Source organism: Candidatus Accumulibacter sp. ACC007, from assembly GCF_907163205.1.
Lineage (GTDB): Bacteria > Pseudomonadota > Gammaproteobacteria > Burkholderiales > Rhodocyclaceae > Accumulibacter > Accumulibacter regalis.
In genome coordinates, this window is sequence record NZ_CAJQUD010000001.1 from 1,525,217 (window position 1) to 1,547,938 (window position 22,722).

The following is a 22,722-nucleotide window of genomic DNA, read 5'->3' on the forward strand; positions in this document are numbered from 1 at the left end:
GGTTAGCCCTCCCCTTGGCCCACATCCAGCCGGGCTCGGCGCAAGCCGCGCCGAATCGCAGGTGCACGGCGAAGGTGCTGGCGCGCCTGATCGGGGTCGATATCAAGAAGGTCGCAGATCGCGCGAAACGAATTGCCTGCCCTGGACCGGTCATGAAAAATCCAGATCAGTGCGTCCCGCTGCAGGCCTTCGACGCTACTAGCCGACTTCTCGGCCGATCGCGTGTTGCCCTTCGCATCCTCGACCGCCTGATGGAGGACGGCGATCCACAGGCGCTTTAAGCGTTGGGCGATCTCGCGCACGGCGGAGTCGCGGAGGATTCCCCAAGGCCCGGTGCGTCGCACGTCAGAAAACCCGATGCGCTTTCCCGACGACCTGCGGTCGACTCACCCAGCCGGTCAGCCGGTAGCGTGAATCGAGGCTGTCCGGGTGTGAGCCGGCAACGTAGTAGCGCCCGTCGGGAATAGTGCCGACCGGGCCGATCTCCAGCGGTTCACCGGTCCTCGCACGCTCCTTGGCACGACCGACCGGCTCGCCATCGACGAAGAAGGCTCGGCCTGTCGCGGTGACCAGCGAGCCGGGCAAACCGATCAGGCGTTTGAGGAACAGGCTCCCACGCGGATAGGGCCAGGTGTTCTCCCACCGAAAGGCCATCAGCTCACCACGCGCTGGCATGACCTCTTTCTCGACCACGAAGAGCGTGCCGGGAAGGCTTTCAGTGATGTTCCAGGCCAGCAGATAGGCGCGACCAAACGCCAAATGGGCGGCGATGACCCAGAGGAACAGTGGAAACCAGCGTCCCAGGAGCTCGAAAAGGCGAATGGACATGCCGCCACTGTATCGGCGCCGCAAGCGTCAGGATTTGGAAATGCGCCCTGCGGCGACGCTTTTCAGCGGCAAGGAAATCGACAATTCGTGCAGGCTTGGGAGGGCGACGAGCGTTATGCAGGCAAACGCTTGCAGTTCTGCGGACCTGTGAGAATCTGGATCGGTCACTAACGAATTGGAGGCCGCCATGCCTATCGCTGCTGCAACACCACCAAGCGCCATCTTCAGCACGTTGCCGCTTTTGGCACTGCTGCTGGTCGTCATCGCCATGATCCGCTGGAATCGGCGATCGAAAACCACCACGAAACGCCAGCTCGAGCAACTGGCGCGCGAGCTCAAGGTCATCAGAAATGAGATCTTGCTGGTCACCACGAACGCCGTTCCTGGCGAGCGGACGGTCAGAACGATCGGCTACGTGGAGGCACTGTCCGAAGCCGAAGCGGCATCCGACTGGGAGTACCGGCTGGCGGAGAAACAAGCGTTGTTGGACCTGGCACGCCAGGGACTTGCCCTGGGGGCCAATGCCATTGTCGGGCTTCGCAAGAGCAATGCCCACTATGACCAGGCCGGATCGCAATGGCGAGTGTCGCGCGTCACGTACCAGGGGACGGCTGTCGTCGTGAACCAGAAAGTGCCGAGCGCTGAAGCGGCGGCGTGAACAGGGTGCTGCGGCTTCTGGCAACGACACGCGGCACGACGCCAAGGCCAGATTGATTGATCGCCGGACTGGCCGTCTGGAAGACGCGAGCGTGTCCTCGGGCAAGCCATGCGGTGAAGCAAGCGGTGCTCGGCCGGAGCGAAGGCGCTAGTCGCCTTGCGATTGCGGCGCGCACGGATGTTTGGTCGGCGACGATCAGTGTTGCTGCCTTCTCGAACCGCAGCTCACTAACCCGGCCCGCGCGCCCGAAGCTGTCGTGATGACAAACGACGTAAAGACCGTCAATATTCGAGTGGCGCTTGTCGCGAGATTTCGCTGGGGCGGGTGCACTAACTGAAGTGGGCAAGTCTCGCGGCGGCAGTGCCTCTCAGATTTTCGCCCATCGGGAGCGCCGGGGACGACTGGCTGACTGATGGCACAAGACGGTCCGCGTAGACAACAAGCCCGGGTGGCACGGGGGTAAAAGCGCATGAGCAAAAAAGCACGCAAGTGGCCCATCCAAAGTAAAGCGCGCTACCTGTCTGCACATGAGGCCAGCGTCACCGGTGAGGTTTCGTATATCCAGCGCCTCGCGTTTCAGCGCGACGCTCGAGTGGTAACCCTGGGTCCGCTAGTCTTCTTCTCGACTCAAAGCGGCGACGCATGGCTGCTCGACACGGAAGATGGTTTGGCGCTTAAGCTTGCTGAGGATGGCGATCCCTTGCCCAATCGAATCATCGAGACGACGGAACGGTTCATGATCGAATGGAACATGACCTACCAGATCGACGATACCGTGTTCATATATCTTGACGCTACTGGCAGTCGGCGGGTGATCGTCGGCTACCCGATCGCCGAGATCCGTAAGGCAATTGAACGGGGGCAGCGTTGACGAGGGGACTTTTCGTCCCAGCAGCCGTCAGCGGTCCAACGGTCACTTCCCTTTGGACACGTGGCGGCAACGTTGAGCCCTCAGGGGTGAGGGGGAGTTCGGTATGACCATCGGCGTTCGGGTCATGTTTGTTGACGGTGATCGGATCATCCGCGTGCCCCTGCATCGCTTCGATCGCCTCTTCGATGGAGACTTGAATGAAGCAATGCCTGAGTATGCAGGCCAACGGGTTCGCTGTGCGATGGTCTATGTGGAACTCGCCGATCGCAAGCCCGTGGAGGTGGTCCGCATCGACTACATGGTGCTTCCGCTGGACCCGGAAGGGCGGGTCGACGCGGACCTTCAATCGCGCAAGCTGATGCTGGCCGGGGAGATGTTCGGCTTCGGGATGACAGGCACCGCCGAACGGCTCGTCGACTTTGGGCCGTATCTGGCGGAGAGGCAGTATCGCGCTGAGTACAAATGGAAACCCACGGAGAACGAGGAGCGCGCCTTGGTGGACCTGGCGCTTGAGCACTGAGTGTTCGAGCTTTTGCGGTCCGGCGAGCAAGCCACAACGGGAAAAGTGCCTCGCGCAGCGCGTGTCATGAATGAAAGCTCAATGACCCGGTTGTTGCAGAGGCGACGGTGAGGAAGGAGAAGAGAAAACAATGCAGGCCGGACATTTGGTATTCGCGTTTCTGTTGCTGGCAAGCATCGCTACCCGCGCGGAAACCTTGGTTGGCACGGTAGTGGGCGTGGCCGACGGCGATACCGTCACCGTTCTCGATGCTGACCATCAGCAGCACAAGATCAGGGTGGGTGGGGTGGATGCTCCCGAAAAGGCCCAGCCATACGGGCAGCGGTCCAAGCAAAACATGTCGGCACTCGTGTTCGGCAAAGAGGTCGATGTCCGCTGGGAAAAGCGCGACCGGTACCGCCGCATCGTGGGCAAGGTGATGGTCGCACCTTCCGACTGCCCTACCTGTCCCAAAACGCTGGACGCAGGCCTTGCGCAGGTCACGATGGGGCTCGCGTGGTGGTACGAGAAGTACGCGAAGGATCAGTCGGCCGAGGACGCGGGGCGGTATGAATTTGCGGAACACGCGGCACGCGCCAAGCGCGCCGGACTTTGGGCGGACGCTTCACCGATCCCGCCGTGGGATTGGCGGAAGGCCCAACGCCGATGACTCAAAAGCAGTGGCCAGCGGCGATTGACGAAGCGGTCGGCGTAGTGATCGCCACCCTGCCGGACGACGACAAAGCAAGCATTGCTTCCCTGTCGGAACCCGATCTCATCGGCTTGCACTTCGGTTTGGGGACGTGGATTCGCAACAACCTTGGTCTCCATTCGGGAAACGGACGGCTGCTGGAATCAACGGGCACGCGAAATGCCGATGATGCGTCCCTGGTGATCATAGAAGCACTTTGGCGTCGTCTGCGCGAAGACGTTCCGAAGGTCCATTGAGATGTGCGGTCGGTATGCCCTCTACGGTCCGACCTCCCGCATTCGGGAGCAGTTCGACCTTGATCACGAGTTCGACTTCGCGCCGCACTACAACATTGCACCGACGACGAAGGCGCTGCTGGTTCATTCGGGATCGCCAAGCGTGAGAGTTGCCAGCCTCTACCGATGGGGACTGATTCCAGTCTGGGCCAAGGACACCACCATCGGCGCGAAACTCATCAACGCCCGTGGCGAAACCGTCGCGGAGAAACCCGCTTTCCGCACCGCCTTTCGTCGCGGCAGATGCCTTGTGCCTGCCAACGGTTTCTACGAGTGGAAGTCCGTGCAGGAAACTGGTCGTGCGGTAAAGCAGCCGTACTACATTCGGCCGCGAGATGAAGGCGAGCTGTTCGGGTTTGCCGGGCTCACGGAACGATGGGTATCGCCCAACGGGGAGGAAATCCACTCGTGTTGCATCATCACGACCGCCGCCAATTCATTGATGATGCCCATCCACGACCGGATGCCCGCGATCTTGCCCGCCAACGATTACGACGAATGGCTGGACCCGGCCAACACCGATACAGAAACGCTGCGGGCGATGCTTCGCCCCGCCGAATGTGGCGATATGATCGCCTACCCAGTGAGCCGGGCGGTCAATTCGTCCCGCAACGATTCCTCAACGTTCGTGGAACGTGTATGAACCAGCGTTTGCGACCTGCCATTTCAGAACCCGTCGTCTTGATGTTCTCGCGCCGGCAGGTGGAAACCTGCGACGTTGATGAACCCTTGGCGTGTCTGCGCGGCCTGACCGCTAACCGAAATGCTGCTCTTGAGTTTTGCGGTCGCGTCAGTCTGGTAATCGACGGTTACAACGACGACCCGCGCGAACTTTTTGAGATTCCAGAGGTGCGAGCATACTTGAAGCGCCTTGACCAGGAGTGGCCCTACTGGTTTTTCTTCCTCTCCCAGGCCGACGACTCAATCCAGATGCTGGAAAGCTGCCTGTGCGACACGATCGAGGTGATCCCCGGAGTGGCCTCCATCGATCGCGACCAGATGGATCATGCGCTGACGCGCCACTTCGGCGCCATGAATCGACTGCGTCAGGAACTGAACCTGCCCGAAGAGATATGTGGGCAGATCGCCGAAGGCGTGATGGGACTAATCCACAACGCCGCAGTAGAAGGGATCGAGGGTGAGGACTACCGATAGCTGCGCGTTTCGGCCTGCTTGAGCTCGAGCGCTTGCTATTGGTAGGAGCGCTGTTAAGGGGCCGCCGGAGGTCAGCTGTCGGCCAGGAAGAGACGGTCGAGAACTCTGACGAATGCAGTCAATGAAGCGGCCTGGGTGTATGCTGTAGGCCTAGCCATCGAAGCGTTGTCGTTGTTCAACCAATACGTTTGTCTGCCGCGAATCGTCCCCGCGGACCATGGTCATGTCAGAAGAACTCGTTTGCAGAAACTGCGGTCATGTCGGCGAGACGAAGACCGTCACCAAAGGACATTTCGCACTTGAAGTGGTGCTGTGGCTTTGCTTCCTCGTTCCAGGAATCATCTACTCAATCTGGCGGCTGACCACGCGCTATCAGGCTTGCCCAGTGTGCGGGAACGCAAATCTTCTTCCAATGAATGGACCTATGGCACAGAAATTTCTGATTGAGAACTTGCCCGACAAGGGGGCCTCCGTTACAGAGCCCGCTCGCGCCTCATCCAACGCGGCGGTGTCAGCTGGTCAATCACTTGGCCGCATCGTTGGCAAGGTCCTCAAGTAGTTGCAATGCGCGGAGCCTGCGGAAAGGCTTCCAGCGTTCAAAGCGATGTCGAGTTAGGGAGGGGGCACTCGACTTATGCAGCAGGATCACAAAGTGGTCTTCCGCGGGCCGCCAGCGATTGAGCAGGGTGCTTTCGGGGGCGGCAGGTAAATGCTTTTCGTTAGGCGTCTCAGGAACGCGCTGTGCGCTGCTACCGTCACAAGGAAATTAGAAATGTTTGACCTAAAAGCCTTGAGCACAAGCGATTTGATCCTCTTGGCTCAAACCGTGGCCATCGTAGGCGGCTTCTATTTCTCCTGGCGAACACTGAAGGCTGCTGCGGATGCCTTTGGCCTCAGCACGAAGAACGCTCAAGCTGAACTCTTCAACCAGATGATCGTTCAAGGGCGAGACCTGCAGTACAAGTTCATGGAACTCTTCATTCCAGGCAATACTGCTAGCGACCAAGCTCAGCGGCAAAAGATGTACTTAGGAACGCTAATCGGATATTACGCATCGTGCTTTGAGTTGCGGAGCGTTCTGGAGCTTCCAGATCAGACACGAAAACTCCTTGACGCAGACCTGCGTGAGCTTATGCGAGAGAAGCAAGTCAGGGACAAATGGGAGGAAGTCAAACCCCTCCATAGCCAAGCATTTATTAAGTACGTTGAAGACAACAGGGGAATTCAATGACGCTATTTGCCAACTCGGGTGTGGCGTGGCCTCGCCACGAAAAAGAGACGAAAGAGGCCGGGAAAAAGAGTCTTGAGGCAGCTTCCCAAATATTTCGGATCCTTGCGGACATGGAGTCGCGATCAGAATCCGACCAAGTGAGTCAATTCGATCTGAACCAGTCTGCCGAGCACCTAGAGCTAGCCGGAAAGACTTATCAGCGGGTCGCTGAAAGCCTGTCGGGAGAGACAACCCCGCGTCTGACTGGATCGGAGCTGGAATTGGCTGGAGTCAACGGACAATGGAGAAGATTTGTCGACGAAGACCTCTACGATCTTCGCTTTCCGTACCGGGGCCAAATACCGATAGGCGAGCTGTATCGCGACTTGTCTCATCGGCTAGCGAGACTTGCAAACGCAGTTCGACACCTGAACGTCCGAGGAGAAACCTTTGACGTAGCTCCGCAAGTGTTTCACATTCTCAGACAGTGGGAGCTTATTAGTACGCTCTCTCGAATCATCGCAACGCTCGGAAGACGAAGTGCGCAAGTCGGCGAATAAGTGTCGCGAGAGACGCCTAAGGAATAAGGGTAGATCGCGCGAAGCCACCATGTGACCCGTTTGTTGGACGTCCGCTCCCAGCCAAGACGAAGGTCACCTTTGGGTCGCTATGTAAAGCTTTGCATAGCGACCCCTATGCACAGTTCACAACTATGTGCAGGACGGATGGGGGACCCGAGCGATATTCAGGCAGGGCAAGGCGCTAGGACAAGGTCCTCAAGAAAAATATGGACATAGTTTCCGCAGCCGCGAGCAAAGACATGCACTTGGACCAGGCCAATGCTCTACTCAAGCTGTTCGTTATCGACTTGAAAGCTCAAGCGCAGTTCAGGTTCCGACAGCTTGCGTCGGCAGGCTTTGGGATCAAAAAAAGGGGACTACGATCCCAGACGCCACAACTTTCATTTGAAAAGAATCTGTGCCCATGACGCATTCATGCCATGCCAGCGAACGCCCAAACTATGTGCAGCACACCCGTCTGAAAGGCTGCCAGCGCATCGAATGTGGGACCACCTGTGCATAGTTGCGAACTGTGCATAGGGGTCGATACCGGAAATTGGCAGTTCTCGACCGCGTTCGCTGATCTCGACAGAGCGAATAGCGACGATGGCGGGCTTGACGGTAGAAGGCGTCCTACGACCCGCCGTCCCGCTGCCGTTCGGCCTGCCTCGCTGGAAGATCGTGCGCGGGGCCATCAACTGGCGAACTTCTTGGCAACTTGGTCGTGAAGAAAGGGCGTGTCCTCGACCAACTCCAGCAGTTGGCTTCGGGCCTCGACGGCAAGCGAGAAGGCCCGGTTCTCGCCATACTTCTTGACTGCGAACGCCTTGGTCCGCTGTCGACCATCGGGCAGTTTGATCCTCGCTGCCCACGAGCCCTGCGGTTGGTTCTTCGGCCGAATGAAATGCACACCTGGTACGCCGGTCCGGTTCGACGTTCTCTTAATCTGGCAGAAAGCCCGCTTGGTCAGCACGCTGATCTTCGCTAACTGCTCGTCACGCCAGGCTATCGCAGCGGCGAGGGCGTTCTCCGGACCGCCGCGGCTAAAGTCGTAGAACGACTGGTAGTACCGCTTTCCTTGACGGGTGAACATCACCGCCCAGTACCAGATGCCCGGTCTTCGTTCGTGTCGGGAGATGGCGTACATGGAATTCAGGAGGGTCGAAATGTCTCTGGTACAAAATCACCGTTCATGGCTTCTTTTCCTGCCTATTACCCTGTGGATCGTAGCCTATTTTGCATGGGGCGATACGCTTTCGGGAAGAGTGGTCGGCGTAGCGGACGGCGATACGGTCACGGTCTTGGATGCTGACCACCAACAGTACAAGATTCGCCTCTCTGGCATTGACGCTCCCGAGAAGGCTCAGGCATTTGGCCAACGATCGAAGGAATCCATGCCGACACTCATATTCGGCAAAGACGTCGATGTCCAATCAATCCTCGCAATTAAGCACTCCATCATATGGGCTTGTAAGCATGAGATCGATGCGGTTTTCGCTGCAGCGTTCGAGCTTTGGCTCAAGGCTTCTTATTCCCGGCCAGGGTGTCCCGAACATACTGACCGGGATCATCCCCGCTCAGCCCCTCGACCACCCGTCCCGCTGTTTTCCCGACCTCACCGACAACCGCCGCGCCCTTGCCGACCGGTGACACCGGTTCCAGCTTGCTGAAATCGGTCGGTGTCGCGTTCTCCTGGTGCGTCTGCGCTGCACCCTCCTTGCGGTCTCGTATCGCATACGCGTTCGTCGAGAATTCACGCATCGCCGTATGCGCGGTCTGATCACTCGGGCGCCCCTGGGCCGAGACCCCGGCACCTGCCGCCCTGCCCGTCACCTGACCAAGATACCCGCCGCCCGCCTGCCCGACCGCAGCGGCACCCGGAACGCTGCTGCGATCCGCCTCGTGGCGCGCGCCGACCGCATCCGCCCCCTGCACCTGACCGGCCATCTCGCCGAGCATCCGGTCGTAGTTCTGCGCGGTGTATTCGGCAATGTAGGGACGCAGCTTGTACGGGTCGCCCATGATCCCCTGGAACGTCTCGTAGTTGAAATCGACCTTTGGCAGCAGGAAATCCTTGATGAAGTGGTCCTGGAGCTGCAGATTCGAGCCCAGCTGACCACTGTGCGACAGCTCCCACATCTGCCGATGCCCTTCCGTTTCCTGCAAGGAGGCGCTGAAGGCCTCGCGCGATTGCCGTGCGTGGTCCAGCGACGCGCGCATCCCCTCACTGCCGGAGGTCCGGCCCTCGTCGGCGCTGCGATAGTTGCGCTCCCAGCCGTTGTCGAGCACGGTGCCGACCTTCTTGCCAAAGCTCGATTCACTGGCGAACTGCGCCATCTCCTCCAGCGATCGTGAGGCGTCGGCAGAGTTGCGCAGCTTGGCGGAGAGCTCCACCCCACCACGAAGGCCGGCGATCTCGAGGAGCTTCGGTGTATTCATGCCCATTGAGGCGCCGATCATCATTTCCATCGCCACCTTTTCACTGACGCCGAGTTTTTTGGCCCACTGATCGACCTGGCGCAGGCTGTCGTTCGCCTCGTGGTGGCGACTCGAGCCCATGCCGTGGCGGTAGCCTGTGGTGTCACTGCTGCCCTGGCTGTGGCTGCGCTCGAATCCCGCCTCCTGCTTGAGCGCGGCGAGCGCGCTTTCGGCATACTCCGCGGAGTGTTGGCGGGTGGCCTGCTGGGAATGCTCGTAATTCTCCTTCGCCGCAGCGCCCAGGGAATCGTTGAGCGCCATGTCGGCGCGCACGTCGCTTTTTCCCTGCCGGACGACGAAGCCGCCACCAGAAAAGTGGCTGTAGTCGAACCCCCCGCGCGCCTGATAGTTGGTCATCCCCTGCCGAAGGCTCGGGTTCATGTCTACCGTCAGTCCCTTTTGCGTATCGTGACTGACATTGTTGAGCGAGGCGTGGCCCATCTGCATGTTGCCCATGGCCAGGGCGCTGGCGATCTTCTCGGGGTCGCGCGGCGGTGCCACCAGACCGGCGACGGCCTGCAGGCCGACCTCGCCGCCCTTGACGATGGCCGCCGCAATGGCCGGGATCGAGATCACCAGCATCCCGGCGATCGCCTGGTCGCTGATGATCGCGGTATTGAGGAAACTCATCTGTTCGATCGCCAGGCCGCCGCCGGCGCTGCCGTTGGTGTAGTGGCTGCGCGAATACATGGTGATGATGAAATTCATTACCGCATAGAGCGGCGCCCAGAGCTGAATCCAGAACAGGCTCGCGGCGTAGGACTTGATGACGCCCCCAGCCTGGTGCCCGCTGATCACCACGAAGAGCAGGAACACCGGGAAGATCGCGTACTGGACGAGTTCGATCGCATTGCGCACCTTGGGCATCGTCGATTCCGCGATGCGCGCCATCAGCTTGTAGGAGTCGCTGGTCGAACGCAGCGATTGCGCCATCGCCAGGTTGGTTTGCGCGCTGGCAGCGTCACCGAGCTGCGCGGGGAGCAGGTACTGCGCATCGATCATGAAGTTGGCGACGATCGCCTGCTTGACCGTGTCCTGTGCCGAGGCCGCGACGCCCAGGAGATAGTTGGTCGAGGTAGCCAGCGAGGCGACGATCGCCGCGCCAGCGTCGGCCTGGCTCATCTTTGGGTAGAGGCGCGAACCCAGCAAGGTAAGCTGGCGGTTCGACTCGGCGGCGAGCTGCGTGCTGAGGCTCTGATAGGCGACATCGCAACCGACGGTGTTCAGCAGCGTCGGATCGCTGATGTCGCGCACGGTCACCAATCGCGCCGGGTTGGTCTTGCCGTTCAGGCTGGCCCAGACGTTGTTGACCTCGATGATGTCTTCCTTCATGCGGATGTAGCCTGTCGCCACATCGGGAGCGACGCACTCGCGGTAGAACTCCAGCAGGTTGCTGGTCAGTATCGGATTGCCGCTCTTCACGGCGAGCCGCTCGGCCAACACCCGGTGGCCGAACAGGGTGCCGTTCTTGCGGAAGCGCACATCGTTGGGAAGCGAGAACACGGTTTCGAAAGCGCCGGTCAGCCAGTCGCCGACCTTGCTCATCGCGTGCGCGAAGGCGCCCAGCCCGATCGGCACGTTGGCCACCGCACGCGGCGGCTCGTTGCCGGTGCGATCGATGATCGTCACTGTCACCTTGGGCACCAGCAGGAGCGCCTGGAAGATGGCCAGGAAGAAGAGCCATTTCCACATCCCGTCGAGCCGCTCGCGTCCGCTCAGGGTAGCGATGACGACGACGATCACCCCGACGATCGCCATGGTGCGCAGCAAGCCGAGGTAGTCGCCACTGCCCAAGATCGCCGCGACGGCATTGAACATCGCCTCCAGCTCGGCGACATTCCAGTAGGCATAGACCTCGTACATGTTTGCTTTCCCCTGCCGCTTGTACCCGTCGTGACTACCGGTTGAAGACCATCATCGACTGAAAGATGTTGGTCGGCATCCCCGCGTTCAGGCTTTGATGCAGGAGTTGCAGCGAACGGCTCAGTTCGACGACCTGCATGCCCTTCTGGTACTCGGCGCGCAGCATGTCGCGCGCCTCCTGCTCGATCTCATTGAGGCGGATCAAAATCTTCTCGGCCGCCGCGACGGCATCGGGGCCACTCTTGCCGGTTTCGTTCTGCAGCGCGTTGCGCAGCGTCTTCGAGAGGTTCGTGAAGTAGGCGTAGGCCACATCCACGGCGATGAGCTGCGCGTAGTCCTCGGTGATCCGGTCACCACCGGGGATGCTGCTCGATACCGCGAGCATCTTCCAGACCGGCAGCGACGAGGTGCCGATCAGGGCGGTATCCAGGTTCGACTGGCCGGACGCATCGCGGTTGACGATCTTGTCGCGCATGACGGCAATCCGGGTCCTGACCTGCCGGGAGAACGGCGTCACGGTGAAGGCAGTCTCCGAGAAGGTCGGACTCATGCACTCCGCAACATCGACACCGCATTTGAGGCCCGGCAGGGTCACCGTCGTCGCCCCGCCGTCACCGACGAACTGCCGGAAGGTGAGCTTGCCGCCGGGCAGGTAGGTCCACCGGGCTTTCTCGTCACCGTTCTCACCAGGCGGAGTGACGATGATCGTGCCGGTCAGGCTCATCAGCAGTTCTTTGGTTTCATCGGTGACGCCGGAGACGCGCGACAGCGATCGCCAGACGACGTTGCCCGGCTCGAAGAGCTCGCGATAGCCCGCTGATGCGTTCCTGGCTGCCGTGCGGATGTTTCTGGCCGTGACCCGGCTCTTCTTCCACTCGCCCCAGGACTCGAAGACATCGCCGAAGAGGTTCAGGCTCGCGCCGGCGGTCTTGCCTTCCTTCTCCTGGGTGCGATCGGTCAACTGGCTCCCGACGGCGGTGACGATTCCTTCGGCGGCCTGGCAGGAGTTGATGTTGAGGTTGTTCATCTTCGACACCTGGTCCTGCAGGTATTTCAAGAGGTCGCAGAGGTCGGGGGACATCGAGCAGAGCGCCATGTTGAACGCGGCACCGATGGCGTTGTTGCCGATGTTTCGCAGCAGCGCGACGAACTGGTCCTTGTTGATGAAAGAGAACGATCCGGCATAAAGATCGATACCGCCACAGCCGGCACGAAACGACGGCGGTGTAATGCTCGCCAGCGGGTAGTTGCGCACCGGCGTGCGCATGTACAGGCTGCCGCCGGTATAGAAATTCATCGTCTGGCCACGGTAGGCGTTGGCACCGGTCACGTTGCCGTAGGCTCCGATGTCGTTGAACCAGTCCTGCATCGATTGCGAGACGTTGGCGCTCGCCTGACTGGTCAGGGTCGCGAAGACGAGTGTGACGGCGAGCGTTCGCCGAAATCCTGGAGTATTCACGGTCAACCTCAATAGAGTTCGCCGGGGCGCGTTTGCGTCAGGATGTAGATGCGCTCGACGATCTCCTGCGCCGAGAGCACGCCCGAGCCGATCGGGAGCAGCCGGCGATCCTTGACGTTACCGAGCACCACCAGAGGCACAACGCTGACGCCCAGCGTCGCCGCCATGCCGTTGTCCCGAGAGGGCTGCGGAAACTCGGGTAGTCCACCACCATCGAGAGAGATCGGAAAGACGGCGATACCGTACTGCTCGGAGAGCCACTTCAGGGTCGGCGCGATGCGATGGCAATACGGGCAATCCGAACGGAAGAAGAAAAATAGCCCCCACTCGCCGGCGAGCCCGGCCAGCGTCTCGCTTGCCTTGCGCGAGCGCTGGCTATCACGGACCTGGATGGCGGCGTTGTTGGACGGGTTGCGCAACTGGTAGTTGAGTTCGGGATTGGCCCAGATGACGCGCCGCCAGACGTCCGAGAAGACGGACGCCCGATCCATCAGCGCTTCCTGTGCGACGATGTAGCGCTTGAGGTTCTCCGGCGTCGGCTTGATGATCGCCAGCGCCCTCTTCCGCTCGACGTCTTCCCGCAATGCCTTCAGGGCCGCGACGGCTTCGTCTTCCTCGTCGGTCGCCGGCGGCTTCTCGACCGGTTTGTCCGTCGACTGCTCCGCCTGCTCAACGTCCGGTGGAAGATCGCAATACCAGTTGAACCGATCCTCGTCACAGATCCACATCGACGGGTATTCCAGTCCGCTGTTCGCTGAAGCGCTGCCGAAGCAGAGACAGCACGCGGCAATCACCAAGGATCGCATCGATCACTGCGCCGACGGGCTTGCTGGCGCCGTGCCAACGATTTCCGCCACCCTTGCGGACCAGTCCGGAATCGCCGCGGCCGACGAGGCCTTGAGCAAGGCCGCTGAATTGATCAGCGCGCATTGGCACTCCTGCGCGACCTGGTCGAGCGCAGCGTCGAGCCGCAGCCCGAAGACCTTGGCGTCCTCGAAGAGCCTGGCCTGTTCCGTCGCGTCCATCCCCGGCTTGACCCGCTCGACCAGCGATTGCTGCTGCTGGGCAACAAGCGCCCCGATATTGACGCGCGCGAATCGCGGAATCTCCAGAGGCCGAAAGTGCAGCCAGGACGCCACGATGCCTGCGCCGAGCACCAGCGTCAGAGCGCCGGTGAGCAACTGTGTTCTGAAAGGACTCATGACCGCTCTGCCCTACCGTGACGCACGTTCGATGACCAGGCGCTCGACCGCTTCCGAAACCGATAGCCCTTGCTCGCGCAGACGCTTGATCGCCTGGAAATCCTCGGCGCGGGTGGAGTAGACGAGCATCGAGAAAGGATCGAGCAGGAGTCGCCCGAGACCGGAGCCGACCGGCGAATGGATGTAGATTTCAGAAAAGTGACTGTGCTCGGTACTCACCGAGGCGAGTTGGCGCTTCAGCCATTGGTCGAGCACGAGTTTCCCTTCTGTTCCCAGGCGCTCGATGTTCTCCGGCTTCTGGCGCAGCAGGAACAGCCAGTCGGCGTTGTTGATCGCCGCCCGGGTCGCTTCGTTCTTGTAATAGTCGTCCACGGACTGGGTGATGGTGCCGAAGGCGCCGCCGTATTTGCGGGCGCGGCGATAGCCGGCCTCGATGAAACTGCCGCTGGCGCCGATGCCCATCAGATCCCAGCTTTCGTCGATGATCACCAGCTTGCGCCGGGAGCGGTCGCGGTACATCTCCTGGGTGATGCGGTACATGATGAGTTGCATCACCACCGACTGCAGATCCTTCTTGGCCTTCAGCTCTTCGAGCTCGAGGACCACGAGGTCCCGGTCGAAGGCGATATTGGCGTCCCCCTCGAAGTAGCTCGCATAGACGCCGTGCCGGGTATAGGGCTCCAGGGCAGTCGCCAGGCGGCTCAGGTCGCGCTCGTACTCGCCTTCGCTCGACAGCCGGCCGGTCTGCAGGAGGGTATAGATGTCGGTGATCGTCGCCGATCGTCCCTTGGCGTCCCAGACGCGCTTGATCGCCGAGCCCAGCGCGGTGTAGCTGTAGTTGTCCAGCGGTTCGCGGGGGCTCGCCATCTGGGCCAGGAGCGGCAGGACCATCTCCATGTCGGCGTTGATGTCGATGATCATCGAGAACGGATTGAGGCACAGCGTGTTGCGCCGCTCGTCAGAAAACTCGATGAACTCGCCGTCGAGCAACTCGCAGAGATTCTTGTACGATCGCCCGACGTCGATGATCCAGACCTTGGCGCCGGCGCCAAGGTAGCGATAGGTCATCTCGTTTACGAAGACCGACTTGCCGGAACCCGACAGCGCCGCGACGGCGAAATTGAAGTTGCCGCCGGTGTTGTCGAAGAGATCGAATCCGAGCACCTGGCCGCGCCGGCCGAAAAGAGTCATGACCGGCGTCGGCGTGCCTTTCCACTCGGCGATCAGCGGCGACATCATCACCGCGTTGTCGGCGGTCTTTGTGCTGATCCGACCGAACTGACGCAGGTCCGCCTGCAGGGCGGGCGTCAGCGTCATCGGCAAGGCCGCCGCCAGCGCCTGATGCTGCAGATAGAAATCCTTGGTGAGATCGAAGCCGCGGGCGCGCCAGACCGCTCGCACGGCGTGCTCGCAGCGGGCGCCCTCGGTGGCTTTGGCCAACAGGCAGATCTGGTGATACATCCCGACCACCGTGCGGCCGCTGTCGAAGGTCTTCAGCACCATGTCCCAGTCGCGCTTGCGTTCCTGCAGATCGGGCTGGAAGTGCGCCATGTAGGAGCCGGCGCTCTGTGTCGCGCGGGTCGCTTTAATCTGCGCCTTGCTCCGAGCCCCCTCGTAGTCGAGCGCCACGGCCCCCATGGTGATCAGGAACGGACACGGCATCGACAGGGCGAGCTGGTAGGGGTCGCCGATCAGGGTGTTCATGCCGGCGAGGCGAAAGTAACGCGGGTACTGGCGAACCGAGAAGAGCTGCAGCACCGATTCGTCGCCGCCGGCCTGCCGGAAGCGGATGTCGCTATCGCCGAGCCGCGAGGCGATCTCGTGGTGCGAGACCTGGTCCCGCAGCGGCTGTGCCTCGTTCCATTCGATCGGGCGCAGGCCCCGACCGGTGAATAGTGACGAATGATCGAAGAAGGGCGCGACAAAGTGCAGTAGCTGCTCGGGTCCCCAGTCGTAGCCCGGCAGGTGCGCCGATTTGAGCGTGGCGTGGACACTTTCCCGAACCCGCAGCGCCTCGTCGACGTCGGCCGGCACCTCGGGGTCGAGCGGCAGGGTGATCGAGATCACGGCCCGGAAATCGCGCAGCAGATAGGTCTGATGCGAAAAGATTGACTGGCCGGTGCCCTGCAGGTAGTGATCGATACGTCGACGCGCGAGCAACCGGAAGATGTTGTTGTGACGGCGATCTTCCCAGCCGCCCGAATGATCGACTGTGGCATTGGCGCCCGACCGCGGCAGGAGATTCACCTGCGCCTGCAGGACCGGGAGAATGTCCGGGCTCCCGTACAAGGTGACCTGGATGCCGGTTCCCGGCGGGCAGGAGACGAAGAGACTGGCCAGCACCTTCTCCATTTCGTCGTTGGCGCCGGTTTGCGGCAAGGCCTCGATGCAAAAACCGATGGCCTGCGATTCGCGTTCTCCGAAGGCCCCCTGATCCAGCGCAAAGAGTCGCGTCTCCTCTTGCCAGGCGACATAGGGCAGGATGCCGGTGAGTCGCGGCATCCGGGAAATCTCGCGCAACAGCCTCCGTGGCAGACGATCGGCGTGCGCCGATCGCTCCGGCAGGAAAGCCTCGCGCAGGGCATCGGACAGGCTCATTCCTTACCCTCCGAGGCGCTTCGCGGCTGCAGTAACTCGCGCCCCCGCAGGGGAAGCGACGGCGGACTTGCCGACCCTGAAGCCTCTCGCTCCATTCGGAAAACCGGACGCTCGTCGGGATTCGTGGCCGCGGGGTTGAAGGCCGTTGGCGGCACTACTGGCCGATACGCCTCACTGGCGTTGCGTCGCGTGTGTGCAAGCTGCCAGCGGCCGGGATCGACGACGAAGTAGACATACGACTGGTCGTGCAGCACTTCTTCGTCGTCCTCCCAGGGCGCGAGCCATATCCGTCGCACTGTCTGGGCGCTGCGGATTGGCTCGCCCGAGCTGGGCACGGGACGCGTGATCGTCGCCGGGGGAGTATGGCCAGGGCTCACGACCTTTGGCGTCGTGGCTGTTTCTGCCGGCGGCTCTTGCCCCGGCAGGTTGTTCTGCAACGCGTTGGCGTAGACCCCGGCGAGTGAAGCGCACGCGATCCCGTCCGGCGCTTTGCACGAGAACTTGCCTTGCCCGTCGAGCCCGGACATCGTGCCAGCGCATCCCGCGAGCAATGCCGGGAGAGCGAGCACGAGCATGAACGGACCCAAGACGCCTGCCCGGTTCATGGCCGCATCTCCGCCAGCCATTGCTCGATCCGCTCGCTGCTCGCGGCACCCGGTAGCACGCGCCCGTCGGCGGACAGCAGCGTGGGCGTGCCCTGTATCCCCAGCCGTTGAGCCAGTGCGATGTTGCGATCGACCGGGTGATCGCAGGTACGCTTTTCCGGTGCCTTTCCCGTCTTCATCAGATCGGCCCAGGCACGCGCACGATCGGGTGCGCACCAGACCGACACCGCTTTGTCCTTCGCGTCTGGGTGCAGGCTTTCCAGCGGATAGGCAAAGGTGTACAGGGTGAGGTTGTCGAGTTTCTCGAGTTCGCCTTCGAGCCGCTGGCAGTACGGGCAGTCCGGATCGGAGAACACGGCCAGAAGGCGCTCACCCTTGCCACGAACCGTCTTGATGGCATCGGCGAACGGCAGCTCGGAAAACGCCACGCGTTGCCGTTTCTCCAGGCGCTCGGCCGTCAGGTCGCGCTGTGTCTGCATGTCGAAAAGATGCCCGAAGACGAAGTAGCGCCCGGAGGCGTCGGTATAGGCCGAGTTCTGCCCCATCACGACTTCATAGAGAGCAGGAATCTCCGAGGTGTCCACGCGCTCGATACTGGTTGCCGGATACCTCTCCTTGAGGCGCGCGGTCATCGCCTCGACGTTCTCGTCGGCGTGTGCCAGGGAAAGGCTCAGGGAAAGCAGGACCAGTAGAGGTTTGAACGACATGGATCACTCCTTGAAAGGTTCGAGGGGTTTCTTCTGGACTTCACGGCCGCGCCGCCAGATGTCGGTGTAGCTGTCGGAATCGCCGCCCGCGGATCCGCCGGCGAGAGAAAAGCCTTTCGTGAACACCACCTCGACGGTGCGACCGGCGTCGATCTCGATGATCGGAAACATCTTCTCGGCGAGCGTGATGTAGTACTGCGAGAGACGATCGAGCGCCTTGCCGACACCGGTTCCGAGACCGGCCTGGACCTGTTTCCCGGGATCGACGGACCCGATTGACCCGAGGGGGCTCGTCGAGACCGTCATTGCGCTCTGCTGGAAAGCCTGGCCGATACCGGCGCCGATGCCGGCAAGCAAGGCGTTGGCGAGCACCTGCCCCTGCTTGCTGACCAGGCGGCCACGCATGCCGGCCTTGCCGTCTTCACCGACTACGTAGCCCTTGACCGGGACATCGATCGCCTTGCCGTCATGACGCACACAGGACAAGGATTCGAGCCGGATGTAGGCGCGCTCGGCGCTGATATCGCCATAGCTGGCACCCAGCGCAAAACATTCCTTGATCTTGAAGCGGTAGCGGTTCGGCAGGAAAGCGTTGTCCTGGACCCGCATGAGAACCGGGTGCGGGTTGCTTTGCGCCTGGCCGCCGGTGGGCGCGTCAAGACCGCCGAGCAATACCGCCCGGAAGAACGATCCCGATGGCACGTAGCTGCGGGCGTCTTTCTGGTCGGCGCCCTGCCCGCCCACCGCGAGTGCGCTGACCTTGGCGTCGCTCACTTCGAAGGTCGCGATCCCCGGTGGCCGGGGCAACACCGGCGCTCCGTCCGGGTTCATCCCTGCGCCCGGATTCGTCGGCAGCGGGGGTAATGGTGGCAGAGGTGGCAGGTTGAGGGGCTCGGCCACCGGTGGTGGTGGCGAGGACAGCGGCGGCGGCAGTACCTGCAAAACCGGATTCGAAAGCGGCGGCTGCCGCTCGATCAGGTCGACCTGCTGGCGTAGCCCCTGGATCATCTCCTCCATCTGGCGCATCTGCTCGCTGGACTTGCTCATCCAGATCTCTCGGGGGTCGGCCTGGGCGCCGGGGGCGCTGATCGGCAAGGGCTGCGGGCGCGCCGGCGACGTTCCCTCGGAAAGCGTGGTCGGCTGGTCCCATAACGCCACACCGCCGAAGATGAGCACTGCGAAGACCGAACCCCCGAGCCCCAGGATCAGGAGCTGCCGCTGTTTCGGGGACAGCCTGGCGATCGTCGAGGCGATCCGGTTGCCGGGTGACTCAGCCATCACGTCCCTCCAGGACGACCAGGACGTCCGTGGCTTCACCCGGTTCGAGTTCGAGCGAGTCGACGATCACCGCCAACACGCCCGGTCGGTAGAGCTCACGCTCGTCGATCACCATCCGCGACGACGAGACGTTGGTCAGCTGGTACTTCTCTCCGAACAAGGCGCCGTCCAGCGTCCTTACCAGAATCAGGCGGGCTTCGTTCCAGAGGGGGACGATCTCCAGCGTGTTTCGGGCGGTCATGTCTTCGGGTTCGGCATCGCGCGCCAGCGCGAGCATCACGCGGCGGATTGCCCCGAGGCGTGAGTCGTCGGCCAGAATGGCTTTGCCCTCGCTGCGTGCCTGACTGCGATCGCGGATGACCAGCGTTTCTGCCGGGATGTCGGCGGTATGGAGCAGCAGCTTCCAGTGGCGGCCGGCATCGTCGGCGACGAAGACGCTGAGCTGCGGCTGCTCGGTCGTTGGTTTGAGGTAGGCGGCGCCGGTTTCACGGTCGGCGCTGACGACGAACTCGCCTTCGACGCCGTGGATACGGCGAATCTTTCCGCCATCGACGCGGATCAGGTTCGGTTCGTTGCGCGAGACCGTGGCGGTCAGCGCATCGTCCGGACGGCCCTCGAGGAGCTGCGCGGCTAAGAGCGGTGACGCGACGCTAGCGAGGACTAACGTCAGCGCCAAACGGGTCCTGATCGCTGGTTTCCCTGAATTCGGATACATGCAGTCTCCCATTGCGGTAACGGAAGCCGACCACATAGGTGGTCTGCTTCTCGGAAGCTTTCTTGTCCCCGACCCAGGTCATCAGGACACCGGCGAGGGCCACCTTCATGGCGGTCTCGTCGGGCATCACCGACTGCGCAGAAAACTGGGTCGAGGCGTTGTTCTTGCGGATGAAATCGGTACGGGCGCCGAACTCGGCCTGGAGACGGCCGTATTCGCTGGGGGCGGCGTATTTGAGGAAGAGGTTCTTCTGGTACTCCGCGACGTGCGGCGTGATGTTGAGCGCCAAGCCCGCGTACCAGTACGCCATCTCCTGGAGGTAATCAGCGGAGACCTTCTGACCGCTGACCCAGAAGGTCTTGTGCACTTCCGGCGGCACGAGCACGGTTCTTTCCGAACCGGCCACGCCGAGCAAGGCGCCCGCATTGGCCAGCAGCGCCAGGACGAGTCCACCGACGGCGATGCGCATGAAGGTGATTTCAGCGCGATGATTGTCCCGCTCGGAGGTGAAGGTTCGAAGGCGCATGGCTCAGCCGAGAAAGAAACGCAGATGCGAAGGCGGGGTCGCCCGCAGGCGGACGACGATCCCGCTCGGCAGCCACCAGTACAGCGCGTGCAAGGCGAACTTCGGGTGCTTGCCGGTCTTGATCCGACCGTACTGCCAGGCGAGGAGCGCGCCGCAGATCATCCCGGCCAGCATGGCGCCTGAGATCACGCCCGTCCCCATGATCAGCAGGAAGAGGATGGCCTGATCGAAATCCCACCACAGGAAACGTTCCTGGGCTTCGAGTGACTTCGGGATGTAACCGGTCTCGTCCACGGTGCGCTCTCCGGATTCAGATCGTGGCGGTCAGGATGCCGGTCGAAATCGTCGGTGCGTATTGCAGGAACACCGCGAACGCGACCCCGGAAAGAATCGGCATCGGGTTGAGCCTCGCCAGCGAGAAGAGCGCGCCCAAGCCGATCGCGGCGATGGCAGCCGCCTTGCCGAAGTAGCCCTGGACCATGCCGGTCAGCCAGGTATAGAGACTTTGAAACTCGGTGCCGGTGGTTCCCGCCAACGCCCCGGTGGCGGCGGTCAGCAAAGCGAGCGCCAGGGCTCCCTTGATCCAGTTACGACGGCTATCCATGACGATTCCCTTTGAGATCAACACAAGACTTGATGAGCCATCCGAGGCCGAGACCGACGGCGATGCCGCCCAGATGGGCGTCGAACCCGCCTTCGATCGGCGAACCCGGGGCGAGGATGCCGATGGCGATGAAACCGCCGGTAATGACTACGTCGCGGATGAAACTGTGGGTATGCGGTAATTTCACGTCACTGCGCTCCTTTGCGGTTGTTGCTGTAATTGTTGCTGCGATCGTTGTCATGGAGCCCGTCACGCGGGCCGGCGAGACGTACCTCGACGCGGCGGTTGCTTCGGCGTGCCGCTTCGGTAGGTGCCGGATCCAGGTAGCAGCACAGGCCCTCGGCACGAACCACGATCTTGGCCTCGACGCCTTTGTCGAGGAGCCATGAGCGGACGGACTCGGCACGCCGTCTGGCGAGCCGGTCGTTGTAGGCTTTACCGCCGATATCGTCGGTTCGTCCGTAGAGCTCGATGCGCTTGTACGCCGCTGAAATGGCTGCCAGGCGCTCCAGCTCCCGCTGCCCGTCGGCGGTGGGAGTGTCCTGGCCGTACTCGAAGAGGATGGTGGCGGTTGCCGGCTCGGCAGCGGTGGCGACTGGAGAAGCAGAGGGCACCGGTGTGGGAGTCTGCTGGACACCAGGAACGGCAGGCGCTGGATCACTCTCAGCAACGGGAAGTGCGACGACCGCCAGCGTCTTGCGTGTGGGCATCGGGCAGGCGGTGCCGCGGCAGGTTTTGAACTGGCGTTCGATCCAGGCGATCCTGTCGCTCGCCATCGGTTTGGGATTCCCTTCGGGCAGCGCTTGAGGAAGCGCTGGAGGCAGGCTCCCGCACCCGACCAGCAGCGAGGTCGTGAAGAGCAGAATGGCGACACGGTTCAGGAGCGCCATGGCTTGACCTGCGAGGCGATCTTGCGGGCATAGGCCGCGCGTTTGTCGGGAGAGGCGGCGTTGTAGGCCCCTACTGCTTCCCAGCCATAGCCAAAGCGGCGGATGTTCTGCGCGAGAATCCAGGCGCCGATGTACGTACTGCTGCAGGGATCAAAAAGCTGATCGCGGCCGATGCCATACGACTCCAGCTTGGGCAGCCAACGGCTGTTGATCTGCATGTGCCCGAGATCCTCCGAGCCATCGCGGTTGCGATGGCGTGCGGCGGGGTTGGAGTTGGACTCGACGGCCGAGATGGCCTTGAGCAGAGACGGCGGAATGCCGTAGCCGCGACCGGCTTCTTCGAAGCAGGCGGCCTGCGCGGAAAAGGCCGCGGGCAGCAGGAGGATGGTCAGGAAGGCGCGAGTCATGGCTGCCATGGTAGGAAGCCAGACGGTTCCTGCGTCGCTGAAATGTGACCGTTAAGGGCGCATTTCAGTTAGCGGAGCGTTCGGGGGTCGGCTCGCGCGGCGTCGGACAGCGCCCTACGGCTCAAAAGGGACGTCCCAGAGGTTCGTCTTCGAAGGTCGGCTGCGCCGAATGCAGCAGACCTTCGCGTAGGTTTGCCGGAGGGCTGCAGTTCGGCCTGAGCCGTCGTTGGCGCAACACGACGGAGACGGCCGGTACGGAGTGGTCAGCGGCCGCTGGCCGGGAAAGCTCTCTGAACGACAGCTTTCGCAACACGCGAACTCACCATTTCGATCCAAAGGGGTCTGTGGAAACTCGCTGGTCGACTGACGGGGCCACCTTGGGAACAGACATTCGCCGATCTCGTCGAGCAGATCAGCCGGCGACAGCAGTCGTTCGCGGGTGCCAACGGATGATCGGGTCAACGTCGCCGATGAGCGGCCGCATCCGAAAGTCGCGAATTGGCCTCGGGTAAACTGCGTGTTCAGAGCGAGGCGGCTTCCCGGGCGGAATTACCTATTTTTGAGCGCCACCCGCGAAGAGCGCGGCCGGCCAGCAACGGCAACGCGCCACGGGGCCTTGTCC

Annotated in this window: 28 protein-coding genes and 1 pseudogene; 10 read left to right on the forward strand and 19 right to left on the reverse strand. The window is 62.0% G+C overall.

What is annotated here, in order from left to right; genetic code table 11:
- Positions 1–2: 2 nt before the first annotated feature.
- The 3 genes from QZ634_RS06585 to QZ634_RS06595 are packed head-to-tail and all read right to left on the reverse strand — an operon-like array spanning position 3 to position 1,092.
- Positions 3–302, reverse strand: a complete 300-nt coding sequence (locus tag QZ634_RS06585) for a hypothetical protein (protein ID WP_291986586.1) — start codon at positions 300–302, stop codon at positions 3–5.
- A gap of 43 nt (positions 303–345) precedes the next feature.
- Complete coding sequence (locus tag QZ634_RS06590; protein ID WP_291986588.1) at positions 346–828, reverse strand: S26 family signal peptidase; 483 nt, start codon at positions 826–828, stop codon at positions 346–348.
- A gap of 27 nt (positions 829–855) precedes the next feature.
- The gene (locus QZ634_RS06595) at positions 856–1,092 is read right to left on the reverse strand and encodes a hypothetical protein (RefSeq protein WP_291986590.1); all 237 of its coding nucleotides are present in this window, start codon (positions 1,090–1,092) and stop codon (positions 856–858) included.
- Here QZ634_RS06595 and QZ634_RS06600 point away from each other — a divergent pair.
- The 9 genes from QZ634_RS06600 (at position 1,070) to QZ634_RS06640 (ending at position 6,229) form a co-directional block, all read left to right on the forward strand.
- Positions 1,070–1,486, forward strand: a complete 417-nt coding sequence (locus QZ634_RS06600) for a heavy metal-binding domain-containing protein (RefSeq protein WP_291986592.1) — start codon at positions 1,070–1,072, stop codon at positions 1,484–1,486. The genes QZ634_RS06595 and QZ634_RS06600 overlap by 23 nt on opposite strands.
- 469 nt (positions 1,487–1,955) lie before the next feature.
- Positions 1,956–2,357, forward strand: a complete 402-nt coding sequence (locus tag QZ634_RS06605) for a hypothetical protein (RefSeq protein WP_291986594.1) — start codon at positions 1,956–1,958, stop codon at positions 2,355–2,357.
- 103 nt (positions 2,358–2,460) lie between these two features.
- A complete protein-coding gene (locus tag QZ634_RS06610; RefSeq protein ID WP_291986596.1) occupies positions 2,461–2,877 on the forward strand; it encodes a hypothetical protein in 417 nt (138 codons plus the stop codon).
- 130 nt (positions 2,878–3,007) lie between these two features.
- A complete protein-coding gene (locus tag QZ634_RS06615; protein WP_291986598.1) occupies positions 3,008–3,526 on the forward strand; it encodes a thermonuclease family protein in 519 nt (172 codons plus the stop codon).
- Positions 3,523–3,804: a DUF6794 domain-containing protein gene (locus QZ634_RS06620; protein ID WP_291986600.1), complete on the forward strand. Its 282-nt coding sequence runs from the start codon at positions 3,523–3,525 to the stop codon at positions 3,802–3,804. Before QZ634_RS06615 ends, QZ634_RS06620 begins: the two co-directional genes overlap by 4 nt.
- Position 3,805: 1 nt before the next feature.
- Positions 3,806–4,486, forward strand: coding sequence for an SOS response-associated peptidase (locus tag QZ634_RS06625; RefSeq protein WP_291986603.1), 681 nt, complete (start codon positions 3,806–3,808; stop codon positions 4,484–4,486).
- The gene (locus QZ634_RS06630; protein WP_291986604.1) at positions 4,483–4,998 is read left to right on the forward strand and encodes a hypothetical protein; all 516 of its coding nucleotides are present in this window, start codon (positions 4,483–4,485) and stop codon (positions 4,996–4,998) included. The genes QZ634_RS06625 and QZ634_RS06630 overlap by 4 nt, the downstream gene beginning before the upstream one ends.
- 223 nt (positions 4,999–5,221) lie before the next feature.
- The gene (locus tag QZ634_RS06635; protein ID WP_291986606.1) at positions 5,222–5,557 is read left to right on the forward strand and encodes a hypothetical protein; all 336 of its coding nucleotides are present in this window, start codon (positions 5,222–5,224) and stop codon (positions 5,555–5,557) included.
- 213 nt (positions 5,558–5,770) lie between these two features.
- On the forward strand, positions 5,771–6,229 hold the full coding sequence (locus QZ634_RS06640) for a hypothetical protein (protein WP_291986608.1): 459 nt from the start codon (positions 5,771–5,773) through the stop codon (positions 6,227–6,229).
- Positions 6,230–7,462: 1,233 nt separating this feature from the next.
- Here the strand turns inward: QZ634_RS06640 and QZ634_RS06645 are convergent.
- Positions 7,463–7,915 (reverse strand): AP2 domain-containing protein, encoded by a 453-nt coding sequence (locus QZ634_RS06645; RefSeq protein ID WP_291986610.1) that lies wholly within the window; start codon positions 7,913–7,915, stop codon positions 7,463–7,465.
- Between the two features lie 58 nt (positions 7,916–7,973).
- Here QZ634_RS06645 and QZ634_RS06650 point away from each other — a divergent pair.
- A pseudogene (locus QZ634_RS06650) lies at positions 7,974–8,198 on the forward strand (thermonuclease family protein); the annotation flags it as partial.
- A gap of 88 nt (positions 8,199–8,286) precedes the next feature.
- Here QZ634_RS06650 and QZ634_RS06655 read toward each other — a convergent pair.
- From QZ634_RS06655 to QZ634_RS06725, 15 genes are all read right to left on the reverse strand, one after another.
- A complete protein-coding gene (locus QZ634_RS06655) occupies positions 8,287–11,109 on the reverse strand; it encodes a conjugal transfer protein TraG N-terminal domain-containing protein (RefSeq protein WP_291986612.1) in 2,823 nt (940 codons plus the stop codon).
- 34 nt (positions 11,110–11,143) lie between these two features.
- The gene (locus QZ634_RS06660) at positions 11,144–12,568 is read right to left on the reverse strand and encodes a conjugal transfer protein TraH (protein ID WP_291986614.1); all 1,425 of its coding nucleotides are present in this window, start codon (positions 12,566–12,568) and stop codon (positions 11,144–11,146) included.
- A gap of 8 nt (positions 12,569–12,576) precedes the next feature.
- Positions 12,577–13,296 carry a conjugal transfer protein TraF gene (locus QZ634_RS06665; protein WP_291986615.1) on the reverse strand — a complete coding sequence of 240 codons (720 nt, stop codon included), beginning with the start codon at positions 13,294–13,296 and terminating at the stop codon, positions 12,577–12,579.
- Positions 13,297–13,377: 81 nt separating this feature from the next.
- A complete protein-coding gene (locus QZ634_RS06670; RefSeq protein ID WP_291986617.1) occupies positions 13,378–13,770 on the reverse strand; it encodes a hypothetical protein in 393 nt (130 codons plus the stop codon).
- A gap of 12 nt (positions 13,771–13,782) precedes the next feature.
- Complete coding sequence (gene traC / locus QZ634_RS06675) at positions 13,783–16,368, reverse strand: type IV secretion system protein TraC (protein ID WP_291986619.1); 2,586 nt, start codon at positions 16,366–16,368, stop codon at positions 13,783–13,785.
- The gene (traV, locus tag QZ634_RS06680; protein ID WP_291986621.1) at positions 16,365–16,973 is read right to left on the reverse strand and encodes a type IV conjugative transfer system lipoprotein TraV; all 609 of its coding nucleotides are present in this window, start codon (positions 16,971–16,973) and stop codon (positions 16,365–16,367) included. Before traV ends, traC begins: the two co-directional genes overlap by 4 nt.
- Positions 16,970–17,680: a DsbC family protein gene (locus tag QZ634_RS06685; RefSeq protein ID WP_291986623.1), complete on the reverse strand. Its 711-nt coding sequence runs from the start codon at positions 17,678–17,680 to the stop codon at positions 16,970–16,972. The genes traV and QZ634_RS06685 overlap by 4 nt, the downstream gene beginning before the upstream one ends.
- Before the next feature lie 3 nt (positions 17,681–17,683).
- Positions 17,684–18,958: a TraB/VirB10 family protein gene (locus QZ634_RS06690; RefSeq protein ID WP_291986625.1), complete on the reverse strand. Its 1,275-nt coding sequence runs from the start codon at positions 18,956–18,958 to the stop codon at positions 17,684–17,686.
- A complete protein-coding gene (locus QZ634_RS06695; RefSeq protein ID WP_291986627.1) occupies positions 18,951–19,673 on the reverse strand; it encodes a type-F conjugative transfer system secretin TraK in 723 nt (240 codons plus the stop codon). The genes QZ634_RS06690 and QZ634_RS06695 overlap by 8 nt, the downstream gene beginning before the upstream one ends.
- On the reverse strand, positions 19,609–20,199 hold the full coding sequence (gene traE / locus QZ634_RS06700; protein WP_291986629.1) for a type IV conjugative transfer system protein TraE: 591 nt from the start codon (positions 20,197–20,199) through the stop codon (positions 19,609–19,611). The genes QZ634_RS06695 and traE overlap by 65 nt, the downstream gene beginning before the upstream one ends.
- 3 nt (positions 20,200–20,202) lie before the next feature.
- A complete protein-coding gene (gene traL, locus QZ634_RS06705; protein WP_291986631.1) occupies positions 20,203–20,493 on the reverse strand; it encodes a type IV conjugative transfer system protein TraL in 291 nt (96 codons plus the stop codon).
- Positions 20,494–20,509: 16 nt separating this feature from the next.
- Positions 20,510–20,803 (reverse strand): TraA family conjugative transfer protein, encoded by a 294-nt coding sequence (traA, locus tag QZ634_RS06710; protein WP_291986633.1) that lies wholly within the window; start codon positions 20,801–20,803, stop codon positions 20,510–20,512.
- Positions 20,796–20,990 (reverse strand): hypothetical protein, encoded by a 195-nt coding sequence (locus tag QZ634_RS06715; RefSeq protein ID WP_291986634.1) that lies wholly within the window; start codon positions 20,988–20,990, stop codon positions 20,796–20,798. The genes traA and QZ634_RS06715 overlap by 8 nt, the downstream gene beginning before the upstream one ends.
- Before the next feature lies 1 nt (position 20,991).
- Entirely contained in the window at positions 20,992–21,693 is a 702-nt protein-coding gene (locus QZ634_RS06720) for an OmpA family protein (protein ID WP_291986636.1), read from the reverse strand.
- Positions 21,681–22,109 carry a lytic transglycosylase domain-containing protein gene (locus QZ634_RS06725; protein ID WP_291986639.1) on the reverse strand — a complete coding sequence of 143 codons (429 nt, stop codon included), beginning with the start codon at positions 22,107–22,109 and terminating at the stop codon, positions 21,681–21,683. Before QZ634_RS06725 ends, QZ634_RS06720 begins: the two co-directional genes overlap by 13 nt.
- Positions 22,110–22,722 lie beyond the last annotated feature (613 nt).